Consider the following 13,604-nt stretch of genomic DNA (forward strand, 5'->3'; position numbering starts at 1 on the left):
TCCCTCCTTTTTTGCTCCGCCTCAGCCGCCGCTGAGGGCCTGCACGATGACCAGCTCCTGCACACCGTCGAGCCGCCGGGCCAGGTCGAAGACCTGCTCCCCATCGACGAAGAAGCGGATGTGCGGACGGATGCGGTTCTGCTCGTCGATCATGCGGAAGCGGATGCCCGGATAGCTGCGGTCCAGCGCGGCCAGCACCGCCGCCAGCGTATCCCCACCCGCCTCGGCGTAAGCCTGCTCGGTGTAGGAGCGCAGCGCGCTGGGGATCAGCACCTTCACGACGCGCCCTCCACCCCCATGGCCGCCTCCACCGCGTAGATCTCCGGCAGGTGCGCGGCGATGCACGTCCATTGGCGGCCCTCGTCGCCGCTCATCCACAGCTCGCCGCTGGTGGTGCCGAAGTACAGCCCGACCGGATCGGCACTGTCGGCCGTCATGGCCTGGCGCTTGACGGTCCACCACGCCTGCTCGGCGGGCAGGCCGGCGTCGAGGCGCTGCCAGCTTTCGCCGCCGTCGCGGGTGCCATACACCGCCGGCTTGCCACCGGGGCTGGTACGCGGCCACACGCTGGTGCCGTCCATCGGAAAGACCCACACCGCATTCGCGTCGCGGGGATGGACGACCATCGGGAAGCCGATGTCGCCGACCTCCGCCGGCATCGCGCGGCCGATGCGCTGCCAGGTGTCGGACGGGCGGTCGAGGCGATAGATGCCGCAGTGGTTCTGCTGGTACAGCCGGTCCGGATTGGTCGGGCACAGGCGCACACAGTGGGGGTCGTGGAAGGTCGGGTCGCTGCCGTCGAAGCCTTCGACGACCTCGATGCCGCTGAGCAAGGGCGCGAAGCTGCGTCCGCCGTCCCCCGATTCATGCACGCCACCGCCGGACATCGCGAAGTACAGGTGCTCGGCGTCGCGCGGGTCGACGATGATTGAGTGCAGCTTGGGCCCGTCCGGCGTGCCGTCCTGCACGGTGCCCATCCACTTGCGGTACTGCGGGTCGTCGTTGATCGGCGAGAACGGCGCCCAGCTGACACCGCCGTCCTCCGAACGGAACAGGCCCTGCGGCGAGGTGCCGGCGTACCACACGCCGGGCTGGTCGGCGTGGCCGGGGGTCAGCCAGAAGGTGTGATCCACCGAACGCCCGCCCTGGCCTTCGGGGGCCGGCGCGAAAGCCGGCGGCCGGGCGGCTTCCTGCCAGCTGCGCCCGAGGTCGGTGGAACGGAACACCGTCGGCCCGAGGTGGCCGGTCTTGGCGGCTGCCAGCAGCGTGCGCCCGTCGCGCGGGTCGAGCACCAAATGGTTGATGATGTGGCCCAGGAAGTGGGGGCCCTCCACCCACCAATGCTGGCGGGTCGCGTCGCCGTGGTACAGCCAGGCGCCCTTGCGCGTGGCCACCAGCAGCAGGACGGAAGTCGGACCGCGCTGCGCGGCCCCCTGGTCGATCTCGCTTGCCATCGCTCGCTCCTCCAAAAGACCGCCGCTGTGGCGGGAGAGCGGCTGCGGCACGCGTCTGCCACGCGTGTCAGGGCCGCCGACAGACCCGTGGGGACGGGAATGTCCGCGTTCGATCACGCGGACTCCGCCAAGTTCGCAGGCCGGGGGCGCGCTGTAATGGAAACTGGACCGTTGGGGGTGGCCTGTAAGGGAGAATGAATTCGCCCCTACAAGGAAAGCTCCGACGTGTTCAGCGGGCGGCGGCGAAATAGGTGTCGAGGCGGGCGATCCAGGCGGTTTTTTCGGCGTCGCTGGCGAAGCTGGCTTCGAAGCTGTTGCGCGCCAGCCGGTACCAGGTGGCAGCGTCGAAGTGGAAGGCTTCATGCACCGCGCGGATGTTGGCGTTGAGGTAGCCGCCGAAATAGGCCGGATCGTCGCTGTTCAACGTCACCTTGGCGCCGGCGGCGAGCAGGCGCGGCAGGCTGTGCTCGCGCATCTCCTTGAACACGCACAGGCGGGTGTTGGACAGCGGGCAGACGGTCAGCGGGATGCCTTCCTCGGCCAGGCGGGTCAGTACCGCAGGGTCGTCCACCGCCCGCACGCCGTGGTCGATGCGGCGGGCGCCGAGCAGGTCGAGGGCTTCGGTGATGTATTCCGGCGGGCCTTCCTCGCCGGCGTGGGCGACCACCGGCTTGCCGAGTTCACGGCAGCGGGCGAACAGGCGCACGAACTGGGACGGCGGGTGGCCACGCTCGGACGAATCCAGCCCGAAGCCGTGGATGCGCGCCAAGTAGGGTTCGGCCTCGGCCAGCGTGGCCAGGCATTCGTCCTCGCTGAGGTGGCGCAGGAAGCACAGGATCAAGCGCCCCGAGATGCCCCAGCGCCGCGCCCCCTCAGCCAGCCCGTCGTCGAGGCCGTCGAGCACGGTGGCAAAGGGGATGCCACGGGCGGTGTGGGTCTGCGGGTCGAAGAAGATCTCGGCGTGGATCACGCCATCCGCCGCGGCGCGCTCCAGGTAGGCCAGCATCAGGTCGCGGAAATCGTCGCGGGTGCGCAGCACGTCGGCGCAGGCGTAGTACAGGTCGAGAAAGCTCTGCAGGCTGTCGAAGGCGTAGGCCGCCTTCAGCGCCGCCTCATCGGCGTAGGGCAGCGCCACGCCGTTGCGGCGGGCCAGCGCGAAGGCCAGCTCGGGTTCGAGGGTGCCCTCGATGTGGACGTGCAGCTCGGCCTTGGGCATGCCGAGGGCCAGGGAGAGGACATCGCTGGCAGTCATGATCATTTCTCCGCAACAGGAAGGGTTCAATTGTAGATCCGGCGAGTGACCGGGACGGGTAATCGGAGACGCCCACTTCAATTTACAAGGCATACACTCCAAAACCCCAAATGCATAGACAGATCGTGCACACGGGACTGCAATCACCTAATCAACCGGGGACTCACCATGCATAAATTCACGCTCCGCCGTGCCGTCGCAGGCCTTGGCCTGCTGGTTCTCGCCACCTTCAGCCATGCCGCCACCTACAATTTTTACCAGGCAGGTTACTCCGGCGGAGGCGGAGTGAGCGGCTACTTCAGCGGAACGGACCTGAACGGCGATGGCTACCTCGTCGGCACCCATGGGGAAATCGACGGCTTCCAGCTGTCCTTCGCCGGCAATGCAGCGGTCGACGCCTTCAGCATCGACTATGCGGATTTCCTGCAAACGGTGTCGATCGGCTGGGGGCTGATCTACCGGCTCGGCTCGACGACACTCGGCACCGAGCTGAACGGCCTCTCCGACGGCATGCTGATGGTGTTCAATTTCGACGCTTACGGCAATCCGCTCGACTCGGTGTCGGCCGTCCCCATCGCAAACAATTTCTCCGCCGCAGCGGCCGGGCCGGGCACGCTGGGCATCGCCTCGACCAGCATTTTCGGCACGGCCTCCGATGCAAACGGCAACATCGACATGGCGTTCGCGCCGATGACCCTGTCGCTGCAGAGCGTCCCCGAACCCGGCAGCCTGGCCCTGACGGCCCTGGCCGGCGCCGCTCTACTGGCGCGGCGGCGGCGCTGACGTGGTGGGGCAATGCCGCGTGCGGCAGGACACAAACCCGAGGGACTGGCCTTGCCGCACGTGGCGATGCACGGTCGTTTACTTCGGGATCGAGCCTTCCACGCCTTCCACGTAGAAGTTCATCTTGCGCAGGTCGGGGTCGCCCATGGTCTTGGCGGCGGCCAGCACTTCCTTGCCGTCCTGGCCCTTCAGCGGGCCGGTAAAGGGATGCAGCTTGCCGGCCTTGATGGCATCGCGGCGCTCCTCGGCCAGCTTCTTCACGTCGGCCGGCACCGCCGGGCCGAAGGACTCGATGTTCACCGCGCCCTCCTTCACGCCCCACCAGATGTCGCCGGTCTTCCAGGTGCCGTCGAGCACTTCGCCGACGGCCTTGGTGTAGATCACGTCCCAGTGCAGCACCGAGGCCGCCAGGTGGGCCTTGCCGCCGAACTTGGTCATGTCGGAATCCCAGCCGAAGGCCAGCACGCCCTTCTCCTGGGCGGCCTGCACGACGGCCGGCGAGTCGGTGTTCTGCATCAGCACGTCGGAGCCCTGGGCGATCAGGGTCAGCGCGGCCTCGCGTTCCTTGCCCGGGTCGAACCAGCTGTTCACCCAGATGGCGCGTGTGGTGGCCTTCGGATTGACGCTGCGGGCGCCGAGGGTGAAGGCGTTGATGTTGCGGATCACCTCGGGGATGGGGATCGACGCCACCACGCCGAGCTTGCCGGTCTTGCTCATCTTGCCGGCCACCACGCCGAGCATGTAGGCGCCTTCATAGGTACGCACGTCGTAGACGCCCAGGTTGGGGGCCGTCTTGTAGCCGGTGGCGTGCATGAACTTGGTGTTCGGGAAGGCCTTGGCGACCTTCACCTCCTGGTTCATGTAGCCGAAGGAGGTGCCGAAGACGATCTTGTAGCCCTGCTGGGCCAGGTCGCGGAAGACCCGCTCGGCGTCGGCGGTTTCCGGCACGTTCTCGACGAAGGTGGTCTTCACCTTGTCGCCGAACTTGGCGTCCACGGCCTTGCGGCCCTGGTCGTGGGAAAAGGTCCAGCCGTGGTCGCCGGTCGGGCCGATGTACACAAAGCCGATCTTGGCGGGGTCGGCGGCGAAGGCCTGGCTGGCCAGCCCCAGTGTCACGAAGACACAGGTGGCGGCGGTCTTGAAGCGGGACAGGGACATGGGGGCAATCTCCGTGGGCAGGGTTGTGCGTCGTGGGAGCCACTGTAACAACCGGACCTCCTCCAACCCATCCCGGTTCCGTTATGACCGGTATATGGTTCGGCGCAGAAAGCGGCCCGCGGCGGCAGCCATAATCCGCCCACCTTCAAGCGGAGCACGAGCATGTCCTTTCCCACGTCCCAGGACGAACATTTCCTGCGTTACGCCATCGCGCTGTCGCGCCGCGTGCGCGACAGCGGCAAGCACCCCTTCGCCGCATTGGTCGTCGATGCGGCCGGGACTATCGTCGCCGAGGCCGGCAACGATTCGCTGCCCCCCGACGGCGATCCGACCCGCCACGCCGAGCTGGTCGCCGCGGCGCAGGCGGCACGCCGCCTGTCAACGGAAGAGCTGGCCAAGGCCACGCTGTATTCCAGCGCCGAGCCCTGTGCGATGTGCGCCGGGGCGATCTACTGGTGCGGCATCGGCCGCGTGGTGTATGCGCTGTCGGAGCACGCGCTGCTCGGCCTCACCGGCGACCACCCGGAGAACCCGACCTTCTCGCTGCCGTGCCGCGAGGTGTTCGCCCGCGGCCAGCGCCGCATCGAGGTGCATGGGCCGTGGCTGGAGGCCGAAGCGGCCGCCCCCCACGCCGGCTTCTGGAAACGCTGAAGCCGGCCGCGAGGAGTTTCAAGGAAACGTCGGGCGGCCCCACATTTCCTCGCTCCCCCGCGGGGCGCTCAGGGCAGCCAGAACTTGGCCGGTTCGTCGATGCGCACGTCGGGCGCCGCGGTATCGGTGAGGATGAAGTGCATCGGCTTCGAGCCGTGCTGGTTCTCCACCGCCTCCGGCGCGACCCGCACGGTGACCGTCACCGCCGTGCTGGCGGCACCGGGCACCGTCACCTGCACCGGCGCCGCCAGGCGGATGCCGTCGATGCCGGCGACGCCAACGGTGTAGCGGCTCTCGGTCTCGCTGGTGCTGATCAGCTGCAGCTGGAAGACGTTCTCGATGCTGCCATCGTCGGCTTCGCGGGCCATCACGCCGCGGTCGCGCACCACGTCCACCTTCAGCGGCGGGCGGGTCAGCAGCGACCAGCCGGTGGCCACGGTGAGGATGAGGAACACCGCCGAGTAGATCAGCGTGCGCGGGCGGAAGGCCCGCCTGACAATTTCGCTGCGGCCGAGTCCACCCTTCAGCGCGTTCTCCGTCGAATAGCGGATCAAGCCGCGCGGGTAGCTCATCTTGTCCATCACCTGGTCGCAGGCATCGATGCACGCCGCGCAACCGATGCACTCCACCTGCAGGCCATTGCGGATGTCGATGCCGGTCGGGCAGACCTGCACGCAGATGCCGCAGTCCACGCAGTCGCCAAGACCCTGCTGGCGCGGATCGGCCTTCTTCGAGCGGCTGCCGCGCGGGTCGCCGCGCTGCTCGTCGTAGGTGATGATCAGCGTGTCGGAGTCGAACATCACGAACTGGAAGCGGGCGTAGGGGCAGATGTACTTGCACATCTGCTCGCGCAGGAAGCCGGCGTTGCCGTAGGTGGCGGCGCCGTAGAACAGCACCCAGAAGATCTCGGCGCCGGTCATCGATACGGTCAGCGCCTCACGGGCCAGATCATGGATCGGCGTGAAGTAGCCGACGAAAGTGAAGCCGGTCCATAGGGACAGCAGCAGCCAGATCCCCTGCTTGAGGCTCTTGCGGCCGAACTTGGCGGCGCTCATCGGTGCCGCGTCGAGCTTCATGCGCTGCTGGCGGTCACCCTCGATCTGCTTCTCGATCCACAGGAAAATCTCCGTATAGACCGTCTGCGGACAGGTGTAGCCGCACCACAAGCGCCCGGCCACCGCGGTGAACAGGAACAGCGCCAGCGCCGACAGCACCAGCAGCAGCGCCAGGTAGATGGTGTCCTGCGGCCACAGCACCAGGTCGAACAGGTAGAAACGGCGCGCCTCCAGGTCGAACAGCACGGCCTGCCGGCCGTGCCACGGCAGCCAGCACAGACCGTAGAAGATCAGCTGGGTGAGGGCCACGAAGCCCCAGCGCCAGCGCTGGAAGAAGCCCTGGATGGAACGGGGATAGACCTTCGGTTCCGCCTTGAACAGCGGCTGGATCGGGATGACGCGTTGTGGTTGGGGCTGATCGGACATGAATATAACCGCTGCCTTATAAAGATGTATGCTCTGTACAGCTTTATGCTAACAACCGGCTGAGGGATAATCAACATCCTGCGTACATCTTTTAAACCGCCCGACGGACAACGCCGATGCGATTGAGCACCTTCACCGACTACTGCCTGCGTACGCTGATGTACGTGGGCGCGGAACGCGAACGCCTGGTGACCATCGGGGAGATCGCCCAGGCCCACGGCATCTCCGAGAACCACCTGATGAAGGTGGCCCACCACCTGTCACGCAGCGGCTTCATCGACACCCAGCGCGGCAAGGGTGGCGGCATGCGGCTGGCCCGCGATCCGGGCAAGATCGTCCTCGGCGACGTGATCCGCCAGACCGAGACCGACTTCGCGCTGGTCGAATGCATGGGCGACGCATCCACCTGCCGCCTCGGCGGCGACTGCGAGCTGGAGGGCATCCTGCAGGAGGCCCTCGCCGCGCTGCTCAAGGTGATGGACGGCTACACCCTGGCTGACCTCATCCGGCGTGGGCCGCGCGGCGAATGGCAGGCGATCCGCCTGTTTCCGCCCGCCACTCCAGCCACCGGCGACGCCTGAGACCGCGCGCGGCCCTCCGCGATCTCCGCGCTGCCTTGACGCGGATCAAGGCTTGCGACGCAATACCCGATCAAATTACTCAACATTATCCATCAGAAAGATCCCCCATGCTCGGCTCGAAAACCCGGCGGGAACTGGCCACTGCCCTCGCCGACAACGCCGCCCTCAAGGCCCAGAATCAAGCCCTGCGCGACGAGCTGGCCGATTTGCAGCGGCGCCGGGGCGACGCCGAGGATGGCCGGCAGCGGCTCCAGGCCCGGTACAGTCTGCTCGACGGCGTGGCGGGCAACATCCCGCGCTTCGGCGAATCCCTGAGCGGCATCCGCCAGTCTTTTGCCGGCCTGTCGGAACGGCTCGGCGAAGACAAGGCCTCAGCGCTGAGTGCCGCCAGCGAAGCCGAGGCCAACCGGGCCGCCTTCGGGAAGATCGCCGATAACCTGCGCACGATGTTCGCGCGCATCCAGGCCGCCGGCCAAAGCGTTGCCGGTCTGTCCCAGCGCGCCACTGAGATCGGCGGCATCGTCCAGCTGATCCGCGAGATCGCCGAGCAGACCAACCTGCTGGCGCTCAACGCGGCCATCGAAGCGGCCCGCGCCGGCGAAGCCGGGCGTGGCTTCGCGGTAGTGGCCGACGAAGTGCGCAAACTCGCCGAACGCACCGCCAAGGCCACCACGGAGATCGGTGGCCTGGTCACCGGCATCCAGGCCGAAACCGCTGAAGCCCGCAAGATCATGGAGATCGGTGCCGGCGACGCCGCCAGCCACGGCGCCGACAGCGAAACCGCGATGCACAGCATGCAGCGCCTGTTCGAGCTGTCCCGCCACATGCAGGACAGCATCGCCGCATCCTCTCAACTGGCCAATGCCGAACTGGCCAACATCGAGGAGCTGACCCTCAAGCTGGAGGTGTACAAGGTGCTGCTGGGCCTCTCCGACCTGCAGCCACGCGACCTGCCCGACGAGACCCAGTGCCGTCTCGGCCGCTGGTACTACGAAGGCGAGGGGCGCACGGAATTCTCGCGCCTGCCCGGCTACCGGGACATGGAAGCCCCCCACAAGGCGGTGCACGACCACGCCCGCCGCGCCGTCGAACGCTACCGCAGCGGCGATCTCAGCGGCGCCCTCGACGCCCTCGCCCGCATGGAGGAAGCCAACCTGACGGTGATGGCCGGCATGGAGCGCATCCTGCGCGGGCGGGGCTGAAGCACACCCGCCCAGGTAGGCCGGTGGATCAGAGATTTTCCTTCATCTTGTCGAGGAAGGCCTTGAGGGTGGCATCGGTCGCCGCCGGGACGACCCTCTGATATCCATCGACATTCAACGTGTAATCCACGTCGCGGGAAACCTTGCCGAGGAAGTTGGTGGACTCCTTGATCAGCCTGGCGTCGGTCACCCCGCGGGTCATCACCGGCTCGGTCAGGTAGATCTTCACCACATCCCCGTCCTTGCCCACCGCCAGGCGGGTGAAGCGCTCGCCCAGGCGGACGGCAGCCATCGCCCCGGCACTGTAATGGGTCCACCCACCCGCCTTGCTCTGGCTGGACCACAGGTAGGCGATCGGCACGAAGACCCGGACGTGCAGCGTGGACGCACCGACGGCCTTCTGCAGGTCCTTGTCATAGAACTTCCAGTTGGTGGCGTACTGGCCGATGCGGCCCGTGAAGGTCAGGGTTTCATCCACGACATAACTGCTGAACCCACCATAACTCTTGCGCAGCTCCTCGTAGTCGTCCTTCAGATTGATGACCAGATCCTTCGGCGCATAGAACAGGCTCTTGTAGGCACCGGTCTTCGAGCCCAGCTTCCAGCCGTCCATCAGCAGCGGCGACGGCGAGGACACGCCCTGCATGGCCTTGTATTCCGGCGTCGCGACCACCGTGGCATGGGGCACCAGTTCGAGGCCGGCCGCCTTCACGCTGGCCTGGAAGTCTCCGTACATCTTCTCGGTAAGGCGCTGCAGAAAGGCCGGATCGGCAGTCAGCGGAGGTTCGAAATCGACGACCAGATCCTCGGTCTGCTTCACCACGTACTGGACGACGAAGGACGCCACCGCCACCTTCCTGACGCCCTTCAGGTCGCCCGCATTCGAAATACCGACCACCGCCGGCGAATAGGCCAGCCCGTCAGCACCGGGATCGGCAGCACAGGACAGTCCGGACACGAAACACAAGGGCAGCAGCAGACGTTTCAACATGGGAACCCCATCTCAAGAAGGTGAAAGAACTGACGGATAGCGAATGAGCATCTGAATACTACGCACCCGCCATGGCTTTCCGGGGAGAAATAGTTCCTGCTGCGTGCACTCATTCAGCTTTCCCCATATCCCGTATACGCCGCCACCGGCAGCAGGGCGGCGCCCCATGTGTTAACTTGAAATCATCCCGGCACGCCGGCATGCACGAGTCACGACCATGAGCGAACGTCCCATCCACTTCTACTTCCGCGGCGAGGTCCGGCAGGTCGCCGATGCGCCGCCGACGCGGACGGTGCTGCAATATCTGCGCGAGGACGCCCACGCGACCGGTACCAAGGAAGGATGCGCGGAAGGCGACTGCGGCGCCTGTACGGTGGTGCTCGGCGAGAACGTCGGCGGCGAGCTGCAGCTGCGCGCGGTGAATGCCTGCATCCAGTTCCTGCCGACTCTCGACGGCAAGGCCTTGTTCACCGTAGAGGACCTGGCCGGCATCAACGGACTCGGCATCACCGGCCTGCTCCACCCGGTCCAGCAGGCGCTGGTGGATACCCACGCATCCCAGTGCGGCTTCTGCACGCCGGGCTTCGCGATGTCCCTGTTCGCCCTCTACGAAAACAACCCGCAATGTCCGGACAAGGCCGCCGTCTGTGATGCACTGTCCGGCAACCTGTGCCGCTGCACCGGCTACCGGCCGATCGTCGACGCCGTACCGGCCGCCTACGAACAGGACCGCGTGGGTGTCGACCGGCCGGCGATCCTCGCCGCGCTGGCGCCACTGGCCGCGCTGCCGCCCCTCGACTACCGGGCTACCGGCCAACGCTTCCTGGCCCCACGCAACCTCGCCGAACTGGCCGACGCGCGCCTCTCCGCCCCCGACGCCCGCCTGCTGGCCGGCGGCACCGACGTCGGCCTGTGGGTCACCAAGCAGCTGCGCGAGCTGGGCGACTTGATCTACGTGGGCGCGGTGGCCGAGCTGAAGGTAATCCGCGTCGACGCCAACGGCCTGTTCATCGGCGCCGGCGCCAGCCTCACCGACGCTTTCGACGCCCTCGTCGCCTTCGAACCGGCATGGACCGAGCTGGCCCGCCGCTTCGCCTCCACCCCGGTACGCAACGCCGGCACCCTCGGCGGCAACGTGGCCAACGGCTCGCCGATCGGCGACTCGATGCCCGGCCTCATCGCGATGGGCGCACAGATCGTGCTGCGCAAGGGCGGGCAGGTACGCCAGCTGCCCCTTGAGGACTTCTACCTGGCCTACCAGAAGACCGCGCTGGAACCGGGCGAATTCGTGCAGGCGCTGCGGATCCCGCCGCAGCCGGCTGAGCGTCGCTTCCGCACCTGGAAGATCTCCAAGCGCATCGACCAGGACATCTCGGCGGTGTGTGGCGCCTTTGCGCTGAGCGTCGTAGACGGCGTCGTCAGCGAAGCGCGCATCGCCTTCGGCGGCATGGCCGCCACGCCGCAGCGCGCACGTCAGACGGAGAGATTCCTGGTCGGCAAGCTGTGGGGCCAGACCACGGTGGACGCCGCCGCCGACGTGCTCGCCCACGAGTACGCGCCCCTCGACGACATGCGCGCGTCGGCGGCCTATCGCCGCCAGGTGGCAGCCGGCCTGCTGCAGCGCGTCTGGCTGGAAGATGGCGCAGGCGGCGCACCGACGCGCCTCGCCGAACTGGAGGTGCAGCCATGAACGCCCCCAACCGCAACCCGCCCCCCGCGGTCGGCGCCGGCCTGCCCCATGAGAGCGCCCATCTGCACGTCAGCGGCCGCGCCACCTACGTGGACGACATCCCGGTGCCGGCCGGCACGCTGCATGCCGCACTGGGCCTGTCGAACATCGCCCACGGGCGCATCAAGGTCCTCGACCTGTCCGCCGTGCGCGCCGCCCCCGGCGTGCGGGCGGTGATCACCGCCGACGACATCCCCGGCATCAACGACTGCGGCCCGGTCAAGCACGACGACCCTATCCTGTGCGACGGCGAGATCCTGTTCCACGGCCAGCCGCTGTTCGCCGTCGCCGCCGACAGCCACGAGCTGGCCCGCAAGGCGGCCCGCCTGGCGCGCGTCGAGGTGACGGCGCTACCGGCCCTGCTGAGCGCCGAAGCCGCCGCCGAAGCCGAATCCTGGGTGCTGCCGCCGGTCGAGGTGAGCCGTGGCGACGCCGTCGCCGCCCTTGAAAGCGCACCCCATCGCCTGCGCGGCGAAGTGCAGCTCGGCGGCCAGGAACACTTTTACCTGGAAGGCCAGATCGCCTGCGCGATCCCGCTGGAGGACGACACGATGCGCGTCCTCACCTCCACCCAGCACCCCACCGAGATGCAGCACATGGTCGCCCACGCGCTGGGCTGGCGGGTGCACCAGGTGACCGCCGAGTGCCGGCGCATGGGCGGCGGCTTCGGCGGCAAGGAAAGCCAGTCGGCCCAGATCGCCTGCATCGCCGCGGTGCTGGCCCGCCTCAGCGGACGGCCGGTCAAGCTGCGCCTCGACCGAGACGACGACATGCGCATCACCGGCAAGCGCCACGACTTCCACATCGAGTACGACGTGGGCTTCGACGACGCCGGCCGCATCGCCGGGCTCAAGCTGCTGCTGGCCTCCCGCTGCGGCTTCTCGGCCGACCTGTCGGGGCCGGTGAACGACCGCGCGATCTTCCACGCCGACAACACCTATTACCTGGACGCGGTGTCCATCCTGAGCCTGCGCGGGCGCACCCACACGGTATCCAACACCGCCTTCCGCGGCTTCGGTGGGCCGCAGGGCATGTTCGCCATCGAATCGGTGATCGACGACATCGCCCGCCACCTCGGCCGCGACCCGCTGACCGTGCGCCAGGCCAACTTCTACGGCGACAGCACCGGCAGCGAGCGCAACGTCACCCACTACGGCATGAAGGTGGAAGACAACGTGATCCACCCGCTGGTCGCCCAGCTGGCCGCCGATGCCCATTACACCGAGCGCCGCGCCGCCATCGACGCCTTCAACGCCGGCAGCCCGCTGCTCAAGAAAGGCCTGGCGCTGACGCCGGTGAAGTTCGGCATCTCCTTCACCGCCACCTTCTACAACCAGGCCGGCGCGCTGGTCCATGTGTACAACGACGGCACCGTGCTGGTCAGCCACGGCGGCACCGAGATGGGCCAGGGCCTGTATACCAAGATCCGCCAGATCGTCGCCCAGGAGTTCGGTCTGCCCATCGACGACGTGCGTCTGTCCTCCACCGACACCAGCCGGGTGCCCAACACCTCGGCCACCGCCGCCTCCTCCGGCACCGACCTTAACGGCAAAGCCGCCCAGGCCGCCTGCCAGGCGATCCGCCGGCGCATCGCCGGTTTTGTCGCCGAACGGCTGGGAGTCAGCGACGAGGCGGTGATCTTCGCCGCCGGCATGGTCAGCGCGCCCGGCTTCGACGCCACTTTCGCCGACGTCGTCGCCGACGCCTACCGGGCCCGCGTGCAGCTGTGGGACGCCGGCTTCTACAAGACCCCTAAGATCCACTACGACCCGGTCACCATGCAGGGCCGGCCGTTCTACTACTTCTCCTACGGCGCCGCGCTGGCCGAAGTGGCCATCGACACCCTCACCGGCGAGAACCGCGTGCTGCGCGTGGACATCCTTCACGACGTGGGGCGCTCCATCAATCCGGCCCTCGACATCGGCCAGATCGAAGGCGGCTTCATCCAGGGCATGGGCTGGCTGACCACCGAGGAACTGGTGTACCAGCCCGACGGCCCTCAAGCCGGCCGCCTCGCCACCCACGCCCCATCCACCTACAAGATCCCGGCGGTGTCCGACCTGCCGCCGGTCTTCAACGTGCGCCTGTTCGACAACGCCAACGTGGAGGACAGCATCCACCGCTCCAAGGCGGTCGGCGAGCCGCCGCTGATGCTGGCCTTCTCGGTCTTCTTCGCGCTGCGCGACGCGGTGGCGGCGGCCCTTGGCCCCGGTGCCCGCCCACAACTGGACGCCCCCGCCACGCCGGAGGCGATCCTGCGCGCGCTGCACGGAGGGCGCCTGTGATGCCTCCCTTCCCCACCACGCAACCGGAGACGCTCCC

12 protein-coding genes are annotated in these 13,604 nt (G+C 67.7%); 6 read left to right on the plus strand and 6 right to left on the minus strand.

The annotated features are described in order from the left end of the window. Positions 1-21: 21 nt before the first annotated feature. The 3 genes from B4920_RS23400 to B4920_RS23410 all read right to left on the minus strand — a co-directional run bounded on the left by B4920_RS23400 (position 22) and on the right by B4920_RS23410 (position 2,706). A complete protein-coding gene (locus tag B4920_RS23400) occupies positions 22-279 on the minus strand; it encodes a MoaD/ThiS family protein (protein ID WP_079437100.1) in 258 nt (85 codons plus the stop codon). Beyond that, positions 276-1,454: a glycosyl hydrolase gene (locus B4920_RS23405; protein WP_079437101.1), complete on the minus strand. Its 1,179-nt coding sequence runs from the start codon at positions 1,452-1,454 to the stop codon at positions 276-278. Before B4920_RS23405 ends, B4920_RS23400 begins: the two co-directional genes overlap by 4 nt. 229 nt (positions 1,455-1,683) lie before the next feature. After that, complete coding sequence (locus B4920_RS23410) at positions 1,684-2,706, minus strand: adenosine deaminase (RefSeq protein WP_079437127.1); 1,023 nt, start codon at positions 2,704-2,706, stop codon at positions 1,684-1,686. Between the two features lie 168 nt (positions 2,707-2,874). On the opposite strand from B4920_RS23410, the gene B4920_RS23415 reads away from it, so the two are divergent. Next, positions 2,875-3,489: a PEP-CTERM sorting domain-containing protein gene (locus B4920_RS23415; RefSeq protein WP_079437102.1), complete on the plus strand. Its 615-nt coding sequence runs from the start codon at positions 2,875-2,877 to the stop codon at positions 3,487-3,489. Between the two features lie 78 nt (positions 3,490-3,567). Here B4920_RS23415 and B4920_RS23420 read toward each other — a convergent pair whose 3' ends face one another. Then, complete coding sequence (locus tag B4920_RS23420; protein WP_079437103.1) at positions 3,568-4,647, minus strand: BMP family ABC transporter substrate-binding protein; 1,080 nt, start codon at positions 4,645-4,647, stop codon at positions 3,568-3,570. A 162-nt stretch (positions 4,648-4,809) separates the two neighbouring features. Here B4920_RS23420 and B4920_RS23425 point away from each other — a divergent pair, with 162 nt between their 5' ends. Continuing rightward, a complete protein-coding gene (locus B4920_RS23425) occupies positions 4,810-5,298 on the plus strand; it encodes a nucleoside deaminase (protein WP_079437104.1) in 489 nt (162 codons plus the stop codon). Between the two features lie 68 nt (positions 5,299-5,366). Here the strand turns inward: B4920_RS23425 and ccoG are convergent, their stop codons facing one another. Further along, on the minus strand, positions 5,367-6,779 hold the full coding sequence (gene ccoG, locus B4920_RS23430) for a cytochrome c oxidase accessory protein CcoG (RefSeq protein ID WP_079437105.1): 1,413 nt from the start codon (positions 6,777-6,779) through the stop codon (positions 5,367-5,369). A 116-nt stretch (positions 6,780-6,895) separates the two neighbouring features. On the opposite strand from ccoG, the gene B4920_RS23435 reads away from it, so the two are divergent. Beyond that, complete coding sequence (locus B4920_RS23435; protein WP_079437106.1) at positions 6,896-7,360, plus strand: Rrf2 family transcriptional regulator; 465 nt, start codon at positions 6,896-6,898, stop codon at positions 7,358-7,360. A gap of 107 nt (positions 7,361-7,467) precedes the next feature. Next, positions 7,468-8,562, plus strand: a complete 1,095-nt coding sequence (locus B4920_RS23440; protein WP_079437107.1) for a methyl-accepting chemotaxis protein — start codon at positions 7,468-7,470, stop codon at positions 8,560-8,562. A 28-nt stretch (positions 8,563-8,590) separates the two neighbouring features. Here B4920_RS23440 and B4920_RS23445 read toward each other — a convergent pair whose 3' ends face one another. Beyond that, positions 8,591-9,553, minus strand: a complete 963-nt coding sequence (locus B4920_RS23445; RefSeq protein WP_079437108.1) for a hypothetical protein — start codon at positions 9,551-9,553, stop codon at positions 8,591-8,593. 217 nt (positions 9,554-9,770) lie between these two features. On the opposite strand from B4920_RS23445, the gene xdhA reads away from it, so the two are divergent. Next, positions 9,771-11,243 carry a xanthine dehydrogenase small subunit gene (gene xdhA, locus B4920_RS23450; RefSeq protein ID WP_079437109.1) on the plus strand — a complete coding sequence of 491 codons (1,473 nt, stop codon included), beginning with the start codon at positions 9,771-9,773 and terminating at the stop codon, positions 11,241-11,243. Then, entirely contained in the window at positions 11,240-13,567 is a 2,328-nt protein-coding gene (gene xdhB, locus B4920_RS23455; RefSeq protein WP_079437110.1) for a xanthine dehydrogenase molybdopterin binding subunit, read from the plus strand. Before xdhA ends, xdhB begins: the two co-directional genes overlap by 4 nt. Positions 13,568-13,604 lie beyond the last annotated feature (37 nt).

It is taken from the genome of Zoogloea sp. LCSB751 (genome assembly GCF_002028455.1).
Classification (GTDB): Bacteria; Pseudomonadota; Gammaproteobacteria; order Burkholderiales; family Rhodocyclaceae; genus Zoogloea.

Coding starts and splice junctions, on each gene's coding strand:
- B4920_RS23405 (WP_079437101.1), bottom strand. CDS start 1,454: ATGGCAAGCGAGATCGACCAGGGGGCCGCGCAGCGCGGTCCGACTTCC.
- B4920_RS23410 (WP_079437127.1), bottom strand. CDS start 2,706: ATGACTGCCAGCGATGTCCTCTCCCTGGCCCTCGGCATGCCCAAGGCC.
- B4920_RS23415 (WP_079437102.1), top strand. CDS start 2,875: ATGCATAAATTCACGCTCCGCCGTGCCGTCGCAGGCCTTGGCCTGCTG.
- B4920_RS23420 (WP_079437103.1), bottom strand. CDS start 4,647: ATGTCCCTGTCCCGCTTCAAGACCGCCGCCACCTGTGTCTTCGTGACA.
- B4920_RS23425 (WP_079437104.1), top strand. CDS start 4,810: ATGTCCTTTCCCACGTCCCAGGACGAACATTTCCTGCGTTACGCCATC.
- ccoG (WP_079437105.1), bottom strand. CDS start 6,779: ATGTCCGATCAGCCCCAACCACAACGCGTCATCCCGATCCAGCCGCTG.
- B4920_RS23435 (WP_079437106.1), top strand. CDS start 6,896: ATGCGATTGAGCACCTTCACCGACTACTGCCTGCGTACGCTGATGTAC.
- B4920_RS23440 (WP_079437107.1), top strand. CDS start 7,468: ATGCTCGGCTCGAAAACCCGGCGGGAACTGGCCACTGCCCTCGCCGAC.
- B4920_RS23445 (WP_079437108.1), bottom strand. CDS start 9,553: ATGTTGAAACGTCTGCTGCTGCCCTTGTGTTTCGTGTCCGGACTGTCC.
- xdhA (WP_079437109.1), top strand. CDS start 9,771: ATGAGCGAACGTCCCATCCACTTCTACTTCCGCGGCGAGGTCCGGCAG.
- xdhB (WP_079437110.1), top strand. CDS start 11,240: ATGAACGCCCCCAACCGCAACCCGCCCCCCGCGGTCGGCGCCGGCCTG.